Annotated in this window: 16 protein-coding genes; 4 read left to right on the top strand and 12 right to left on the bottom strand. The window is 69.4% G+C overall.

Annotated features, from left to right (window positions below; translation table 11 throughout):
- The 4 genes from Q0C41_RS23325 to Q0C41_RS23310 all read left to right on the top strand — a co-directional run.
- A partial coding sequence (locus Q0C41_RS23325) for a tetratricopeptide repeat protein (protein WP_291987905.1) occupies window positions 1-915 on the top strand: 915 nt, incomplete at its 5' end.
- A 96-nt stretch (window positions 916-1011) separates the two neighbouring features.
- The gene (locus Q0C41_RS23320) at window positions 1012-2799 is read left to right on the top strand and encodes a CRTAC1 family protein (protein WP_291987903.1); all 1788 of its coding nucleotides are present in this window, start codon (window positions 1012-1014) and stop codon (window positions 2797-2799) included.
- Between the two features lie 87 nt (window positions 2800-2886).
- Entirely contained in the window at window positions 2887-4287 is a 1401-nt protein-coding gene (locus Q0C41_RS23315; protein ID WP_291987901.1) for a M28 family peptidase, read from the top strand.
- Window positions 4288-4487: 200 nt separating this feature from the next.
- On the top strand, window positions 4488-4943 hold the full coding sequence (locus tag Q0C41_RS23310; RefSeq protein WP_291987899.1) for a DUF411 domain-containing protein: 456 nt from the start codon (window positions 4488-4490) through the stop codon (window positions 4941-4943).
- A 76-nt stretch (window positions 4944-5019) separates the two neighbouring features.
- Here Q0C41_RS23310 and Q0C41_RS23305 read toward each other — a convergent pair whose 3' ends face one another.
- From Q0C41_RS23305 to Q0C41_RS23250, 12 genes are all read right to left on the bottom strand, one after another.
- Entirely contained in the window at window positions 5020-5991 is a 972-nt protein-coding gene (locus Q0C41_RS23305) for a sugar phosphate isomerase/epimerase (RefSeq protein ID WP_291987898.1), read from the bottom strand.
- 10 nt (window positions 5992-6001) lie between these two features.
- On the bottom strand, window positions 6002-7144 hold the full coding sequence (locus Q0C41_RS23300; protein WP_291987896.1) for a cysteine desulfurase family protein: 1143 nt from the start codon (window positions 7142-7144) through the stop codon (window positions 6002-6004).
- A gap of 148 nt (window positions 7145-7292) precedes the next feature.
- Window positions 7293-8558 (bottom strand): ABC transporter permease, encoded by a 1266-nt coding sequence (locus Q0C41_RS23295; RefSeq protein ID WP_291987894.1) that lies wholly within the window; start codon window positions 8556-8558, stop codon window positions 7293-7295.
- The gene (locus Q0C41_RS23290; protein WP_291987892.1) at window positions 8555-9253 is read right to left on the bottom strand and encodes an ABC transporter ATP-binding protein; all 699 of its coding nucleotides are present in this window, start codon (window positions 9251-9253) and stop codon (window positions 8555-8557) included. The genes Q0C41_RS23295 and Q0C41_RS23290 overlap by 4 nt, the downstream gene beginning before the upstream one ends.
- Before the next feature lie 4 nt (window positions 9254-9257).
- Complete coding sequence (locus Q0C41_RS23285) at window positions 9258-9755, bottom strand: DUF3299 domain-containing protein (RefSeq protein ID WP_291987890.1); 498 nt, start codon at window positions 9753-9755, stop codon at window positions 9258-9260.
- Window positions 9756-9764: 9 nt separating this feature from the next.
- Complete coding sequence (locus Q0C41_RS23280) at window positions 9765-10169, bottom strand: DUF3037 domain-containing protein (RefSeq protein ID WP_291987888.1); 405 nt, start codon at window positions 10167-10169, stop codon at window positions 9765-9767.
- The gene (locus tag Q0C41_RS23275) at window positions 10147-10923 is read right to left on the bottom strand and encodes a HipA family kinase (protein WP_291987886.1); all 777 of its coding nucleotides are present in this window, start codon (window positions 10921-10923) and stop codon (window positions 10147-10149) included. The genes Q0C41_RS23280 and Q0C41_RS23275 overlap by 23 nt, the downstream gene beginning before the upstream one ends.
- Before the next feature lie 10 nt (window positions 10924-10933).
- Window positions 10934-12148: a nucleoside permease gene (locus Q0C41_RS23270; RefSeq protein ID WP_291987884.1), complete on the bottom strand. Its 1215-nt coding sequence runs from the start codon at window positions 12146-12148 to the stop codon at window positions 10934-10936.
- Window positions 12149-12835 carry a DUF1080 domain-containing protein gene (locus tag Q0C41_RS23265; RefSeq protein WP_291987882.1) on the bottom strand — a complete coding sequence of 229 codons (687 nt, stop codon included), beginning with the start codon at window positions 12833-12835 and terminating at the stop codon, window positions 12149-12151.
- 183 nt (window positions 12836-13018) lie between these two features.
- A complete protein-coding gene (locus tag Q0C41_RS23260; protein WP_291987880.1) occupies window positions 13019-13174 on the bottom strand; it encodes a hypothetical protein in 156 nt (51 codons plus the stop codon).
- 83 nt (window positions 13175-13257) lie between these two features.
- Window positions 13258-14538, bottom strand: a complete 1281-nt coding sequence (locus Q0C41_RS23255; protein ID WP_291987878.1) for a Gfo/Idh/MocA family oxidoreductase — start codon at window positions 14536-14538, stop codon at window positions 13258-13260.
- 126 nt (window positions 14539-14664) lie between these two features.
- Entirely contained in the window at window positions 14665-15672 is a 1008-nt protein-coding gene (locus tag Q0C41_RS23250; RefSeq protein ID WP_291987876.1) for an SUMF1/EgtB/PvdO family nonheme iron enzyme, read from the bottom strand.
- Between the last annotated feature and the right edge of the window lie 94 nt (window positions 15673-15766).

Here is a 15766-nt window from a genome sequence, read left to right as displayed (position 1 = left end):
CGCTACGGCCTCGGCCGCCTCGCCGTCGCGAGCGGCGACACGCCGGCGGCGCGCACGCAGTTCGAACGTGCCGTCGCGCTCGTGCCGACGTTCGGCGCCGCGCACTATGCGCTCGCGCTGGCACAGCGGAAGGCGGGCGACCTGGCCGCCGCCCGCGCCTCGATCGCCCGCCAGCAGCAGTGCCTCGCCTGCTGGCCCATGCCACCCGATCCGTACGCGGCGCGTGTCGCCGCCGTGCGCACCGACGCCGCGGCGCTGCTGCAACGGGGCATCGACTCGGCCAGCCGGGCGGAAGATGCCACCGCCATCGCGCTGCATGAGGACGCGCTCAGCCGCAACGCCGATCTGCTCCAGGCGCACGTCAACCTCATCACGCTCTACGCCCGCACGGGCAACCTGCCGAAGGCCGAGGCGCACTACCGCGCCGTGATCGCCCGCGGGTCGCAACTCGCCGAGGCCCACCGGACCTTCGGGCTGGCGTTGCTGGCCTCGAAGGACGCCGCGCGTGCCGAGCCCGTGCTGCGTCTGGCGTCAGCGGGCAATCCCCAGGACGGCGAGGTGCACAACGCGCTGGGACTCATCGAGGAGAGTCGCGGAGACCTGCCGGCGGCCGAGACGTCCTACCGAAAGGCTGTCGATGCGAACCCGCGCGTGCGGGCCCTGCGCTTCAACCTCGCGAGGGTGCTGGTCAACACGGGTCGCCTGGACGACGCGCTCGTGCAGTTGGCGCGTTTGACCGAGCCCGATGACGCCGAGAGCGTGCGCTACGTCTTCGCGGCCAGCGCGGTCCACGTCCGCAAGGGCGACATCGCCACCGGGCGCCGGTTGAGCGAAGACGCGCTGGCGCGCGCGCGGCGCCACGGCCTGGTCGACATGGCCACCACCATCGAACGCGAGTTGCAGAAGATCAAATAGGCTCAGGGCTCACGGCTCAGGGCTCAGCAGGGCTGGGCTCACGGCTCACGGCTCACGGCCCAAGGCCCAAGGCCCAGGCCCAGGAAATCACTAACGGTGACATCACGTGTGTTCCACCTCTCGCTCGTGCTGGGCACGCTCGTCCTCGTCGGCGGGCTGGTCGATGCGCAACAGCCGCCAGGCCCTCGCTTCGACGAGGTGGCCGAGCAGGTGGGCCTGCGGTTCGTCCACGACAACGGGGCGCGCGGCGAGTACTGGCTGACCGAGATCATGGGCGCGGGGGTGGCGCTGTTCGACTACGACAACGACGGCGACCTGGACGTGTATCTGGTCCAGGGCGCCCCCGGGAGTCGCGACGGGGGTAGGGCCGGCTCGGCGGGTAGGGCCGGCTCGGCGGGTAGGGCCGGCTCTCCGAGCCGGCCGTCACTGGCGACGTCACGCCTCTTCCGCAACGATCTGGACAAGCCTGGCGGGACGCTGCGCTTCACCGACGTCACCGAGCAGGCCGGCGTCGGCCTCGAGGCGCAGGGCATGGGCACGGCGGTCGGCGACATCGACAACGACGGCGACCTCGACCTCTACGTCACGACCTTCGGCGACAACGTCCTCTACCGCAACGACGGGAACGGCCGGTTCACCGACGTGACGGCCGCCGCCAACGCCAACGACAGCCGCTGGAGCAGCAGCGCCGCCTTCGTGGACGTCGACCGCGACGGGCACCTCGACCTGTACGTCGGCAACTACGTGGATTTCACCCCGGCGGGCAACAAGCCCTGCGTCGAGCCGGCAGGGCGACGCGACTACTGCGCCCCCGGCGCCTATCGCGCGGTGCCGGATCGGCTGTTGCGCAATCGCGGCGACGGCACCTTCGAGGACGTGAGCGAGAAGGCCGGCATCTCCCGCGCGTACGGCAATGCCCTCGGCATCGCCGTCGGCGACTACGACGCCGACGGCTGGCCCGACATCTACGTCGCCAACGACGCCACGCCGAACCAGCTGTGGATGAATCGGCGCGACGTGACCTTCGAGGACATGGGCCTGCTCTCCGGCACGGCCTACAACGCGGCCGGTCGGCCCGAGGGCAGCATGGGCATCGCCTCCGGCGACTACGACCGCGACGGTGACGACGACCTCGTCGTGACCAACATCGTGGGCGAGACGTTCGTGCTGTACGAGAACGACGGCACCGGCGGCTTCGAGGACCGGCGGGCCGCGGTCGGCCTGGCGGCGCCGTCCGCGATGATGACCGGCTTCGGAGCCGACTGGTTCGACGCCGACAACGACGGCTGGCTCGAGTTGTTCATCGCCAACGGCTCGGTGAACGTCATTCCGAGCCTGCGAGCGACGCCCAACCCGTTTCGCCAGAAGAATCAGCTGTTCACGACCAGGCCGACCAGCGCCACGGCTGGCCCGCGCGCAGGAGCAGACGCGCGGCGCGGTGGCGCCGTGACCCTGACCGAGGTGACGACGCAGGCCGGCTCGGGCTTCGACCTGCTGGAGGTGAGTCGGGGTGCCGCGTTCGGCGATCTCGATCTCGACGGCCGCGTCGACGTGGTCGTCACCAACAACGGTGGCCCCGTGCGACTGCTGCGCAACGTCACCGCCGACGCCGGACACTGGCTGCGCCTGCGGCTGGAGCAGCCGACGACGAACCGCCGCGCCCTCGGCGGGTCCGTCCGTGTGGACCGTGCCGGCCAGCCGCCGATCGTTCGTCGCGTCCACTCAGGGGGCAGCTATCTGTCGGCCTCGGACGACCGCCTCTACATCGGCCTTGGCCGCGACTCCGGCGCGGTCACGATTCGGGTGACGTGGCCGGATGGGACCGTGCAAACCGTACCCGGCCTGGCCGTGGATCGTGAGCACATCATTCGTCGATCCCGCTGAGGCCGGCCGCAGCAGCGGGTCGCGCGACGGCCAGGCTTTGAATGGCAAAGTCTAACCAGTCGTGACGCTTCGACGATAATTCCGGCGATGCCGACTCGCCGACAGTTGCTGTCCACCGTCCCCGCCGCCGCGTCGGCCCTCCTCGCGCTCCCCCCTGCCCGCGCGGCGGCCCAGCCGGGGCCCACGGCCGGCTGGCTGGCACCGTTCCAGACAGACGTCCAGCGCCTGATCGACGCCAGCGTCGGCTCCACGGCGGCCTGGGACCGCCTCGCTGAACTGTGTGACACGTTCGGCGGCCGGCTGACCGGCTCGCGCAACCTCGAACTGGCGAGCGACTGGGCCGCCGACACCATGCGCAAGGACGGACTCGAACAGGTCCGCCTGCAGAAGACCCTGGGGCCCCGCTGGGTCCGCGGCGCCGAGTCCCTCGAGATCGTGACGCCCGTCCCCTCTCCGCTGGTCATGCTCGGACTGGGCGGCAGCATCGCGACGCCCGAGGCGGGCGTGACCGCCCCGCTGGTCGTCGTGCGCAGCTTCGACGAGCTGAACACGCGCAGCTCGGAGATCCCGGGCACCATCGTGCTGTTCGACGTGCCGTACACGGGCTACGGCCCCACCGTCGCCTATCGCGCCAACGGCGCCATCAACGCCGCGCGCCATGGCGCGGTGGCCGTGCTCGTCCGGTCAGTGGGTCCGATGGGCCTGCGCACGCCCCACACCGGCGGCATGAGCTACCTGCAGGGCACGCCGCGCATCCCGGCCGCGGCCATCCCCATCGAGGACGCACAGCGCCTGGCGCGACTCGTGGCTCGCCGCGTGCCGGTCACCCTCCGCCTGCGCATGTCGGCGCAGACGCTGCCGGACGTCGAATCGGCCAACGTGATCGGCGAGATCGTCGGACGCGAGCATCCGGAGGAGATCGTCCTCGTGGGCGGGCACTTCGACTCGTGGGATCCGGCCGGTGGCGCCTCTGACGATGGGGTCGGCTGCATCGTCACCTGGGAAGCCGCACGGCTGATGAAGGTGCTCGGGCTGCGCCCGCGCCGAACCGTCCGGGTGGTCCTCTTCACCAACGAAGAGAACGGGCTGCGGGGGGCCCTCGCCTACCGCGACGCGTACATCGAGAGCGCCTCGAAGCACGTGCTCGCCCTCGAGTCCGACATCGGCGTCTTCGAGCCCATGCGCCTCGGCTTCTCGGGCAACGACCGCGCACGCCAGATGATGGCCGAGGCGGTGGACCTGCTGCGGCCCCTGGGGTTCCCGCCGCTGGGACCAGGTGGGGGGGGCGCCGACATCGGGCCCATCGCGCAGGTCGGCCAGGTCCCGGCCATGGCGCTGGCGGGCGATCCCACGAAGTACTTCCAGATCCACCACTCCCCCGCCGACACGGTCGAGCGTATCGATCCGAAGGAGATGGCCAAGGCCGCGGCCGGCATCGCGGTGGTCAGCTGGATCGCCGCCGAGATGGACACGCCGCTGCCGCGATGACGCGCGTCGACCTGAAGGTCGACGCCTACAATCGTTCTTCCGCTGGAGAAAGCCTCCAGTCTGATCGCGTTCAACCTGCAGCCCCGACCTGTGGCGATGCTCGATGGCTCCGCTGGCGACTGTAGCCGCCGACCTTGAGGTCGGCGGACGTGGCAGTCCTACCAGCCGACGATGGTATGTTGAGAGTCGAGGAGAAATCAGTGACACAGAACTTCATCGCGCGCCTCAGCGTCGTGCTCGTCTCGACCCTGCCCCTGGCCGGGATCGTCGTGACGGCGCAGGCCAAGCTGCCCACCGTTGTCGTCTACAAGACGCCGACCTGCGGGTGTTGCGGCAAGTGGGTGGAGCACATGCAGGCGGCAGGCTTCAAGGTCGAGACGCAACACCGCGACGATCTGACGAGCATCCGCCAGACCAACAAGGTGCCGCCGACGGCGACCTCGTGCCACACGGCCCTCGTGGGCTCGTACGTCGTCGAGGGCCACGTGCCGGCCGACGACGTCAAGCGCCTGCTGGCCGAGAAGCCGAAGGTCAAGGGGATCACCGTGCCCGGCATGCCCATCGGCTCGCCGGGCATGGAAGGCCCGGCTCCCCAGAAATACAACACGCTCGCCTTCACCGAGGACGGGAAGACGAGCGTGTTTGCCAAGCATTAGCGGTGGGTAGGGCCCGTTCTCCGAACGGGCCGTCGGCCCCGCGCTCGTGACGGCCGGCTCGGTGAGCCGGCCCTCCCTAGACCTTGAACGCCGCGCGCAGCTGCGCAACAGCCTTGGGCACCGCGGTCTCGGCCGGGGCCTTGCCTTCGAATTCCAGCGACACGTAGCCGCGATACTGCTGCGCCGCGAGAATCTTCGCGATGCGGGCGTAGTCGATGTCGAGCGAGTACCACTCGCCGCCACCTTCGTACGTCTTGGCCTGGACGAAGACCGTCTTGGGCGCAATCTTCTCGAACTGTGCGTACTGGTCGTCGAGGAAGTTGCCCGTGTCGGCGAGCACGCCCAGCCACGGCGAGTTGACGGCATCGACGATGCGCATCAGGCCCTCGGCGGTGCGCGCCAGGCCCCAGTGGTTCTCGAGCGCGAGCACCACCCCCAGCTTCTCGGCCGTCGGCAGCAGCTTCTCGATCGACGAGATGCACCAGTCGAAGCCCTGGTCCTCGGTCACCCCGGGCAGCACCGGCTCGATGCCACGGTTGGCCATCAGGTCGTCGAACGACTTGGTCGTGTTCCAGCGGCCCGTGTTCAGCCGCAGGCACGGAATGCCCATCGCGTAGGCGAGTTCCATGCAGTGCACGGTGTGGTCGATGTTCTTCTGCCGCTCGGCGGCGTCAGGGAAGACGAAGCCCTGATGGATCGACAGCGCGATGAGGTCGATCCCGTTGACGAAGGCGTGCTTCTTCAGCCGCTGCAGGTAGGCGTTGTCCTCGCCGGTCATCTGCCGGTGCAGGATGTCCACGCCTTCGACGCCCACCGACGCGGCGTGCTCGATGACCTTCTCGATGGGGAACGGCTTGTCCTGGGGCTTGAAGTGCCAGTACGAGTACGACGAGACGCCGAGCTTGACGCGCCCGGGCCCCTTCCCGAGGGAGGCCGGCGTGGGGCCGGTGCGTTGCGCCAGCGCGGACGAAGACGGGACGACTTGCATGGCCGCGGCAGCCGCGGCCGTGCCGGCGGCGCCCAACAGAGCACGACGAGAAAGGGACATGGTGGGCATTCTACGCCCTGACGGCAGCGCGTCCGATACACGCGACCACCTGGTCGATCTCGGCGTCGGTCGTGGGCCGCCCGACGCTGATGCGCAGGTTCGTGTGCCCCTCGGCCCGGCCGATGGCCGTGAGGACGTGTGACGCTTCGCCCGACGCGCTGGTGCACGCCGACGAGGTCGAGACGCAGATGTCGTCGCCGAGCGCCGCCAGCAGGGCGTCGCCGGCCGCACCGGGCACGCTCACGTTCAGGTTGTTCGGCAGCCGGCGCTCTGGCGCCGTCAGAGGATCCGGGCCGTTGAGGAGGATGCCGGGATACGCGTCGCGCAGGGCGAGCCACAGGCGATCACGAAGGGCGCGCTGCGTGCGGCGATCGACCTCGAGGTCGGCGCACGCCAGCACCACGGCGTCGGCCAGGCCGACGATGCCGGGGACGTTGAGCGTGCCGCTGCGCAGGCCTCCCTCGTGTCCACCACCATCGAGCTGCGGCACGAGCGTACACGGGGTCCGGACGTAGAGCGCGCCGATGCCCTTCGGGCCGTACATCTTGTGGGCGCTCATCGACAGCAGGTCCACCTGCATCGCCTGCACGTCCACCGGCACCTTGCCGAACGACTGCGTGGCGTCGGTGTGCAGCAGCACTCCCTGCGCACGGCACAACGCGCCGATCGCCGCGATGTCGTGAATGACGCCGATCTCGTTGTTGGCGTGCATCAGCGACACCAGGACGGTGTCGGGACGCAACGCCGCGGCGACGGCCTCCACCGGCAGCGAGCCATCGGCCTCGACGGGCAGCACCGTGACGTCGAAGCCGTCCTCGCGCAGGGACTTGCACGCATTGAGCACACACTTGTGCTCGGAGACGGCCGTGATCACGTGCCGGCCACGCGTCCCGCACCGGCGGACGACGCCCTTGATGGCGAGGTTGTTGGACTCGGTGGATCCCGACGTGAAGACGATTTCGCGTGGGGTCGAGGCGTTCAGCGCCGCGGCGATGCGTTGCCGTGCCTGTTCGACGGCAGCGCGGGCCTGCAGTCCGAACCGATGGCTGCTGCTGGCCGGGTTACCGAAGACCTCCATGAAGTACGGCGCCATGGAGGCAAACACCCTGGGGTCCACCGGGGTGGTCGCGTGATAGTCCAGATAGATGGGCACGGATCGTTGGGTCGCCTGCGCGCGGCGGGTCTGCCTTCGGATTGTGCTACACCCGGCACGGGCACGCAAACGGCCGTCGGGACATACGCGGGCGTGTCCCGTGACGGCTCGCTCGGAGAGCGGGCCCTACCCTGCGACGTGCGCTGCGCTACGACGTCGGCGACAGGTGGTCCGCGACGTCGGTCCGGTAGGCCTTCCAGGCGGGCACCAGCCCTGCGAGCGCGCCGAGGGCCAGCAGGGCGACAGGGGTCATCCAGAGGGCTGGATGCCAGGCCAGCACGTCCAGCACGACGCCGGTCTGCGCCCGAATCACGGCCCGCGCCACGGCCAGGATGCCGAGGTACACCACACCACCGCCGATCACGCCGAGCGCGGTGATCGTCGCCGCCTCGAGCACGATCACCAGCGAGACCACGGCCCGTCGGGCGCCGAGCGCACGCAGGATGGCGAACTCGCGGCGGCGTTCGTTCATCGTGTTGTAGATGCTCGCCAGCACCGACCCCGCCGCCACGGCCACCACGAGGTAGGCCACCAGCGCGAGCACCTGCGTGATCCAGCCGATGCGATCGAACAGTTCGGCCACCACCCGCCCGATGGGCCACGCGAGCGTCGCCACCTTGCCCTGCCCGTTGATGCGCTGACTGAGGAAGAAGCCCGCCTGCGGATCGGCGAGCGTCAGCATGACGGCACTCACCTCGCGATGCTCGTCCGGGATCGGTTCCCCTTCGACGGCCCGGTAGGGCCGCCCCGTCCCGCGCAGGACGTGCCCCGACATCCGGAACACGCCGTCGATGGGAATCCAGATCACCCGGTCCGACGGGCTGTTGGTCGGCGCCATGATGCCCACGACGCGACAGTGGTCGTCGTGCGGGGCACTCGCCTCGGCCACCAGACCGTGAGCGGGCGCGAACTCGTCGCCGACACGGAGCCCGAGGCGGCGAGCGACCACGCTGCCCACCACCGCCTCGTCGGCCTCCGGCGTGAAGACCCGTCCCGCCTCCATGGCCAGGCCCCGCCCCGTGGCCGACTCGACCGCCGAGAAGCGCTCGGGTGTGGTGCCGACGATGCGATAGCCCTCGTAGCTGTCACCGACCGCGTACGGGATCGCCAGCGCCACGCCAGGATCGGCCTTGATGGCCTCGTACAGGGACCAGGGGACGTTGCCGGGGGACGTCTCCAGGTGGAAGACCGCGTTGAGCACCAGCTGCAGCTGGCTGCCCCGTGCGCCGAGCACGGCGTCGAAGCCTGTCCGTCCGCCCGTGAACGCCACGTACGCCTGATCGCGAATCGCGAACACGGCCATCGTCAATCCCGTGGCGAGCGCGACCGAGACCGCCGTCACGATCGTCGACAGCAGATGCTGCCGCAGGCTGCGGCGCACCAGCAGCAGGAGGCCCGGCGCGCGAGCCGTCACTGGGTCCGCTCCACCGTCGGCGCCTCGGCCATGGCACGGTTGATCGAGGCGAGGTCGACGACCGTGTCGAAGCCTGCGAGGACCTGCTCGTCGTGGGAGACGAGGAGCAGGGCCGCCCCCTGCTCGCGGCAGGTGTCCCTGATGAGGCCCAGCGCCTCGCGCGCGTGGCGCAGGTCCAGGTTGCCGGTGGGTTCGTCGGCGAGCACGATCCTGGGGTGGTTGGCCAGCGCGCGCGCGACGGCGACGCGCTGCTGCTGGCCGACCGAGAGCTGACGCGGGCGGTAGTGGAGGCGATCGGCGAGTCCGACCCGCGTGAGCAGCGCCGTCGCGCGCGCGACGTCCGCCCCGCGCCCGAACATCATGCCGAGCAGAACGTTCTCGAGCGCCGTGAAGGCCTGCAGGAGATTGAAGGTCTGGAAGATGTACCCGAGGCGCTCGGCGCGGAGCGCGTCACGCCCGGCTTCCGGCAGCGCCGCCATGTCCCGGCCGTCGATGCGAATCTGGCCGCCATCGGCCTGCAGGATGCCGGCGATGAGGTGCAGCAGCGTCGTCTTGCCCGAGCCGCTCGAGCCGCGGAGGGCCACGTGCGCGCCCTCGTCGAGACCGAACGTGGGCACGTCGACGATGGCGATCGTCTCGCCGTCCGGGGCGCGGAACGCCTTGCGCAGGTCGCGCACGTCGAGGACGAGAGCCATCCGCCTACCGTGCGATCTCCGCGCCGTCGGCCTGCATCCGGTAGAGGCTCATGACGCGGCCCCCCTTCTTCTCCTCACCGACCTCGAGGGTCCCGTACGCCAGCGTGGCCAGATGCGTGAACGGCGTCTTCTTGCCGCCCTTCATCGTCACCAGAATCCACTCGTTCATGCGCACCGGCGCCCCGAAGTAGCACATGTCGAAGCTGCCGTTGAGGAGGAACTGGCTGACGCCGTGCTGATCGAGGTCCAGCGGCAGCATGAAGCCGCGTACGGCGACCTTGCGGCCGTTGAGGGCCTTCACCTTCGCCGGGACCACATTCGGTGGCGGCGGCCCGCCGCCATCGACGAGCAGGTCGGGCACCTCGTAGTCGAAGTCGCTGAGCTGGGCGAAGCTGACGGTCTGGTAGCCCGGCTTGTCGTCGGCCGCCGCGCGCACGGCGTGGGGCGCGAGCAGCGCCACCGCGCCGGCGACGAGAGCCACGGATCGGAGGACGCGGGTCATCCTGCCATTCTAGCCAACGTCGCCCGGCGCGCCGGCGACGTACTGACGCAGCAGCTTGCCGATGGTCTCGTCCGGATCGCGGCACCAGCCGGTGTGCGCGGGTGAGGTCTGGATCACCGTGCTGCGCGGCGCCACGAGCCAGTGGAAGCGCTGGCGCGCCGGCAGCGCGCCGATGGGCCCGGCATCCTCACCGCCACGGCTCACCGCCTCGAACGACGCCAGGTGGCGTCGGACCAGGTCCAGGTCGAGGGTCGGCGCGAACGCCGCCACACGTGTCGGGTCGAGGTGCATCCGCGTGGCGAGGAACCCGCGTGACGGGCACGACACGATCACGCCGACGTTGATGAACTCCTCGCGCTCGACGTGCGGCACGACCCGGATCACGGCGTAGTCATACGCGTGACAGTCGCGCACGGGTCGCCTCCTCCACGAAGGGTCTGGGCCCACGCACCCGCGCCTGCAGGTAGTCGCCGTACGCCTGCCGCTGCGTGCCGGCATCCTCGCCGAGCCAGGTATCGGGCACGAGATGGACGACCGCGGCGATGATCTCGTCCGACAACCGCGCCGCCAGGCGCGCATCCGCCGCGGCGAGGGTCGAGGCCCGCCCGAGCAGCACATGCTCCTTGATGCGGGTGAACGGGTCGGCGACCCGGGCCCCGAACTCGCCCGAGGGCGTGCCGTGATGGAAGTAGAGGCTCGCGCCGTGGTCGATCAACCACAGCGCTCGATGCCACATCAGCAGGTTCGTGTTGCGGGCCGTGCGATCGACGTTGCTGGTGTAGGCGTCGAACCACACCACCTCGGACGCCAGGTCGGCGTCGAGGCGGTCGGCGTTCGGATCGAAGGTGACCGAGCCGGGCAGATAGTCCAGGGCGAGGTTGAGTCCGGCGCTGGCCCGGATCAGTTCCTGGATCTCCGGATCGGGCTCGGTGCGCGCCAGGTCGGCATCGAGCTCGACGAACACCAGCTCCGGCACCGGCAGCCCCAGGGCACGGGCGAGCTCGCCGGCGACGAGTTCCGCGATGAGGGCGCGCGGCCCCTGCCCTGCACCGCGGAACTTCAGCACGTACAACCCATCGTCATCGGCTTCGACGATGGCGGGCAGCGACCCGCCTTCGCGCAGCGGCGTGACGTACCGCGTGACCGAGACGGTGCGGAGCGGGGGCACCGTCCCGGCCCTACTTCGCTGGCGCCGTCTCGACGCGATCGTTGAACATCACGAAGAACAGCACCATCACGACGGCGGCTGCGGCGGCCGGGTACACCCAGATGGCCGACCAGTCGTGGCCGACGGCTCCGGACGCATCGACCAGCTTGTAGGCATCGACGACCGGGCCGAAGACCAGCGAGCCGATGAACATGCCGACGCCGAGCGTGACGAAGGCGATGAAGCCCTGCGCCGCGCCACGCAGGTGGGCGGGCGCCTTCTTGTCGACGTAGATCTGGCCGGTGACGAAGAAGAAGTCGTAGCAGATGCCGTGCAGCAGGATGCCGACGTAGAGCATCCACATCCCCGAACCCGCGTCACCGAGGGCGAACAGCGCGTAGCGCACCGTCCAGGCGAGCATGCCGACGATCATCATCCACTTGATGCCGAGTCGCACGAAGAAGAACGGCATCAGCAGCATGAAGCCGATCTCGGACCACTGCCCGAGCGTCATCTTGCTCGAGACGTCGGCGACGCCGATCTCGCTGAGGAACGTGCCCGCCAGCCCGTAGTAGAACTGCAGCGGGATGCAAATCAGGAACGAGCCGAGCACGAAGATGGCGAAGGACCGCTCCTTCATCAGCGCCAGCGCGTCGAGGCCGAGGATGTCGCGCAGCTGCACCTTGCCGCCGGTGCTGGTCGGCGGCGTGTGCGGCAACGCGAAGCTGTAGAGACCGAGGGCAATAGAGGCGGCCGCCGCGGTGCGGAACATGCCGGCGCTGGTGCCGAAGCCGAGCACGCCGATGGCGTAGCCAGCCACGATCCACCCGATGGTGCCCAGCACGCGGATGCCCGGGAACTCCTTGCCGGGATCGGTCATCTGGCGGAACGACAGCGAGTTGGCCAGGGCCAGCGTCGGCATGTAGCACAGCGTGTAGATCAGCAGCAGCGGATAGAACGTGCCGAACGTCGTCAGCGTCGAGATGTAGAGCAGCAGCGCCCCACCGACCAGGTGCAGCACCGCCATGATCTTCTCGGTCGCGAAGAAGCGATCCGCGACCATGCCGACGAAGAAGGGCGACACGATGGCGGCCAGCGCCGTGGCGCCGTACGCGAGGCCGAGTTGTGGGCCGCTGAACTTCAGCGTCTCGTTCAGGTACGGCCCCATCGTGACGTACCACGTCCCCCAGATGAAGTACTGGAGGAACATCAGGAGGGAGAGCTTGAGGCGCGTCGACGTCGGCATCTAGTTCAGGTCCTTGACACGGATGTTGCGGAACTCGACCAGGTCACCGTGATCCTGCAACACGATGTGCCCGCGGGTGGCCTTGCCGTAGATCGGCCAGGCCTTGAACTTGCTCTCGGCGACCATCGTCGTCCACGCCGGGCTGCCGAACTCGTACTCGACCACCTTCGTGCCGTTCAACCAGTGCTCGACGTGGTTGCCGCGCACGACGATGCGGGCCGTGTTCCACTCCCCGGCCGGCCTGCTGACGGCCGCGCTCGGGGCGATCAGATCGTAGTTGGCGCCCGAGAGGCGGTCGGGGCCGTTCTTGGCGTCGGGGTGGCGCTCGTTGTCGAGAATCTGGTACTCGGGACCGCTCCAGTACGGCGCGTTGCCCTCGGTCACGACGCGGTACATGATGCCGCTGTTGCCCCCGACGGCCACCTTGTAGTCCAGCTCGAGATCGAAGCTGCCGAACTCGCGCACCGTCATGAGGTCGCCGCCCTTGCCACTGTGGACGAGGACGCCATCCTTGACCTCCCAGCCCGGGGGCGGCGTCTCGCTCTTGAAGCCGCGCCACCCGGCCAGGCTCTTGCCGTCGAACAGGGTCGTCCAGCCCGCATCCTTCGCGGCCGGGGCCGGTTGCGCCATCACGGCGGTGCTCGTCGCCAGCGTGGCGGCCAGCGCCAGGATTCCAATCCGCTTCATCGAGAGACTCCTTGGGACATGGTGAGGCGCGGACCGCCGGGCATGGTCAGCGCTGCAGTATAAGGGCACATTCACCGGGAAGGACGGCGGGCGCGGCAGTCGCCGGCGGAGCCACCACAGGTTTCCGCGGTTCGCCGCTGCCGGGTGTGCGCGATCCGACTGAGGGCTGTCTCCAGCGGAAGATCAACTGTAGGCGTCGAGCTTCAGCTCGACGCGTGGCGGCCGTTCGCTGGTCGAGGGCGGGGGCAGACGGAGGCCGGCCTGCTCCCGCTCGGGCGAGCCGCCGGCGTCGTAGTGCTGACAGGCGGGCACGGCCACGCCGCTCAGGGCGATGAACACCAGCGCCCTGGCAGACCAGCGGCGGGAGGTCGGACGGCTCCGACCCTCCCCCGCTCGCCCTGGCTGTCTCCTGGTCTCCAGACCTACACCGTGCCCTGGCCCGGCATCGGCACGGCCGGTGTCTGAATCGGCCCCAGCGAGAGGCTCGTCGGGACCAGCGCTTCGTTGGAGGCCAGCGCTTCCTCCCACGTCACGGCCTTGCCCGTGTAGGCGGACATCCGGCCCATGATGGCGGTGAGCGTCGACTCGGCGACCTGCTGGAGTTCGTTGACCTTCTGGCCGGCGCGGATGATCCGAATCAGGTCGATGTGCTCCTGCACGTACGGGCTGATCGGATCCTTGTCGCCCTTCCAGGAGGTGGCGCCGACGATTTCGTACTTGTCGGCCTGGCAGGTGCCCTTGGTGCCGACCAGCGCTTCCGAGACACTGTTGGCGCAGTTGTCGATCTGCCGGCACATGCTCATCATGTGCGACCCGTCGCCGTACTCGTAGTCGATGGCGAAGTGGTCGAAGATGTGCCCGTAGGCCTTGTCGGTGCGGACCTGCCGCCCGCCCATGCCCGTGGCCTTGACCGGGTGTCCGTTCTTCGCCCAGTTGATCACGTCGAGGTTGTGGATGTGCTGCTCGACGATGTGATCGCCCGAGAGCCAGGTGAAGTAGAGCCAGTTGCGCAGCTGCCACTCCATGTCGCTCCACTCGGGCTGCCGATCGCGCTTCCAGAGGAAGCCCTGGTTCCAGTAGGCGCGTGCCGACACGACGTCGCCGATGGCCCCGTCGTGCACGCGCTTCATCGTCTCGATGTAGCCGTGCTGATGGCGCCGCTGCGTCCCCGCGATGATGTTGAGGCCCTTGGCATCGGCTTCCTTGGCCAGCGCCATCACCTTGCGGATGCCCGGGCCGTCCACCGCCACCGGCTTCTCGGTGAAGATGTGCTTGCCGGCCTTGATGGCGGCCTCGAGGTGCGTCGGGCGGAATCCCGGCGGGGTGGCGATGATGATGTAGTTCACCTCCGGCACCGCGATGACCTTCTGGTAGCCATCGAAGCCCGTGAACACATGCTCGGGCTTGACCGCGGCGCGCGCCCCGTACTGCTGCGACAGCCGCTTGACGGCCTGCTCGGTCCGGTCGCCGAACATGTCGGCCACGGCCACCAGGCGCACGCCCGTCTCGTGGCCCTTGAACACGTCGGCCACGGCCCCGCTGCCGCGCCCGCCGGCGCCAATCAGGCCGATGCGGATTTCATCGCTGCCCTGCGCATGCGCCCCGGGGATGACACCCCACCCCGTCAGCCCACTGCCCACGGCCGCGGCCGTCGTCGTCTTCAGGAAATCGCGTCGCGTCGATCCGGATTGCTGCTCAGACATGCTCACTACCTCGTTGGCCACAGACTGCGGCCTCTGTAGGCGTCGAGCTTCAGCTCGACGCTCACCGTGCGGCAACACTGACCGTCGACCTGAAGGTCGACGGCTACAGCCCATCTCGCGATGGGCCTACCTGTCCGCGCTCTCCTTGATCACCTTGCTGACGAACCCCTTGAGGTTCGCCTGCTCGTCCAGGGCGCGGACGACGCGGAAGCCGACGTGGTCGGCATCGGTGTGCCAGTAGATGCTCTGGGGCACCTGCGGGTCACGCTGACTCCAGTCCTCGTGCGACGACTGCCGGTTGGCGAAGCGCAGCTTGTTGGCGCCTTCGATGAACGACCCGCCACGCGTCGGGTGCGGATAGCGCTTGTCGGTCGGCAGCGCCACGGGCTGGGACGCCTTCGGCGCCCACTCCGCGTAGCGGCCCTCCGAGTAGAGGTCGAAGGTCCATTCGGCGACGTTGCCGAGCATGTCGTGCACCCCGAAGGCGTTGGGCTTCTTCTCGCCGACCGGGTGCGGGATCTCCTTCGCATTGCCGGCATGCCAGGCCTGGTCGTCGAGGTCGGCGGGCTGCGCGCCGGTGTTGCCGGCACGCGCGGCGTATTCCCACTCCGCTTCGGTGGGCAGGCGATAGGCCTTGCCGGTGACCTGCGACAGCCAGCGGCAGTACTCCATGGCCGCGTGCTGGGTCATGGCGAGGGCCGGGATCTTGCCCTTGCCGTACCCCTTGGCTTCGTCGCCGTAGGCCCGCGACGGCTTGGTGACGGCGTCGGCATCCCCGCCACCGCCGTCGCCCGTGCGCGCCCCCGTGTTGCCGACGAAGGCGAACTGATCGAACTCGTCCCAGGTGACCTCGGTCTTGCCGATCCAGAACGGCTTCAGCGTGACCTCGACCTGCGGCCCTTCGTCGGCGTCCCGGCCCGCTTCGCTCGCCGGACTGCCGAGCATGAACGTGCCGCCAGGGACCGCCACCATGTCGAAGGTGACGGTGGAGTTGGGAATCTTCTCGGTGTAGGTGGCCCCGGGTGCCGAGGACGGCGCAGGCTGCGCCACGAGCGCGGCGGCCCCGAGCGACACCAGTACGGCTGTCGTCAGTGGCCCGCCCCGCCGCCATGAGAGATGACGTTGAGCAAACACGATGTGTCGGAGTGTATCGCCAACAGGCAGCGATGGAAAGCAAAAGGGCGGAGCGACAATCGTCGCCCCGCCCTGGGGTAGGGCCGGCTCTCCG

This window comes from Luteitalea sp. (assembly GCF_022842525.1).
GTDB lineage: Bacteria > Acidobacteriota > Vicinamibacteria > Vicinamibacterales > Vicinamibacteraceae > Luteitalea.
This window is presented reverse-complemented; position numbering and strand designations above follow the sequence as displayed.

Excerpts from the sequence above, each read along its gene's own strand:
- Q0C41_RS23315 (WP_291987901.1), top strand. The coding sequence starts at position 2,887 with ATGCCGACTCGCCGACAGTTGCTGTCCACCGTCCCCGCCGCCGCGTCG.
- Q0C41_RS23305 (WP_291987898.1), bottom strand. The coding sequence starts at position 5,991 with ATGTCCCTTTCTCGTCGTGCTCTGTTGGGCGCCGCCGGCACGGCCGCG.
- Q0C41_RS23290 (WP_291987892.1), bottom strand. The coding sequence starts at position 9,253 with ATGGCTCTCGTCCTCGACGTGCGCGACCTGCGCAAGGCGTTCCGCGCC.
- Q0C41_RS23285 (WP_291987890.1), bottom strand. The coding sequence starts at position 9,755 with ATGACCCGCGTCCTCCGATCCGTGGCTCTCGTCGCCGGCGCGGTGGCG.
- Q0C41_RS23270 (WP_291987884.1), bottom strand. The coding sequence starts at position 12,148 with ATGCCGACGTCGACGCGCCTCAAGCTCTCCCTCCTGATGTTCCTCCAG.
- Q0C41_RS23265 (WP_291987882.1), bottom strand. The coding sequence starts at position 12,835 with ATGAAGCGGATTGGAATCCTGGCGCTGGCCGCCACGCTGGCGACGAGC.
- Q0C41_RS23255 (WP_291987878.1), bottom strand. The coding sequence starts at position 14,538 with ATGTCTGAGCAGCAATCCGGATCGACGCGACGCGATTTCCTGAAGACG.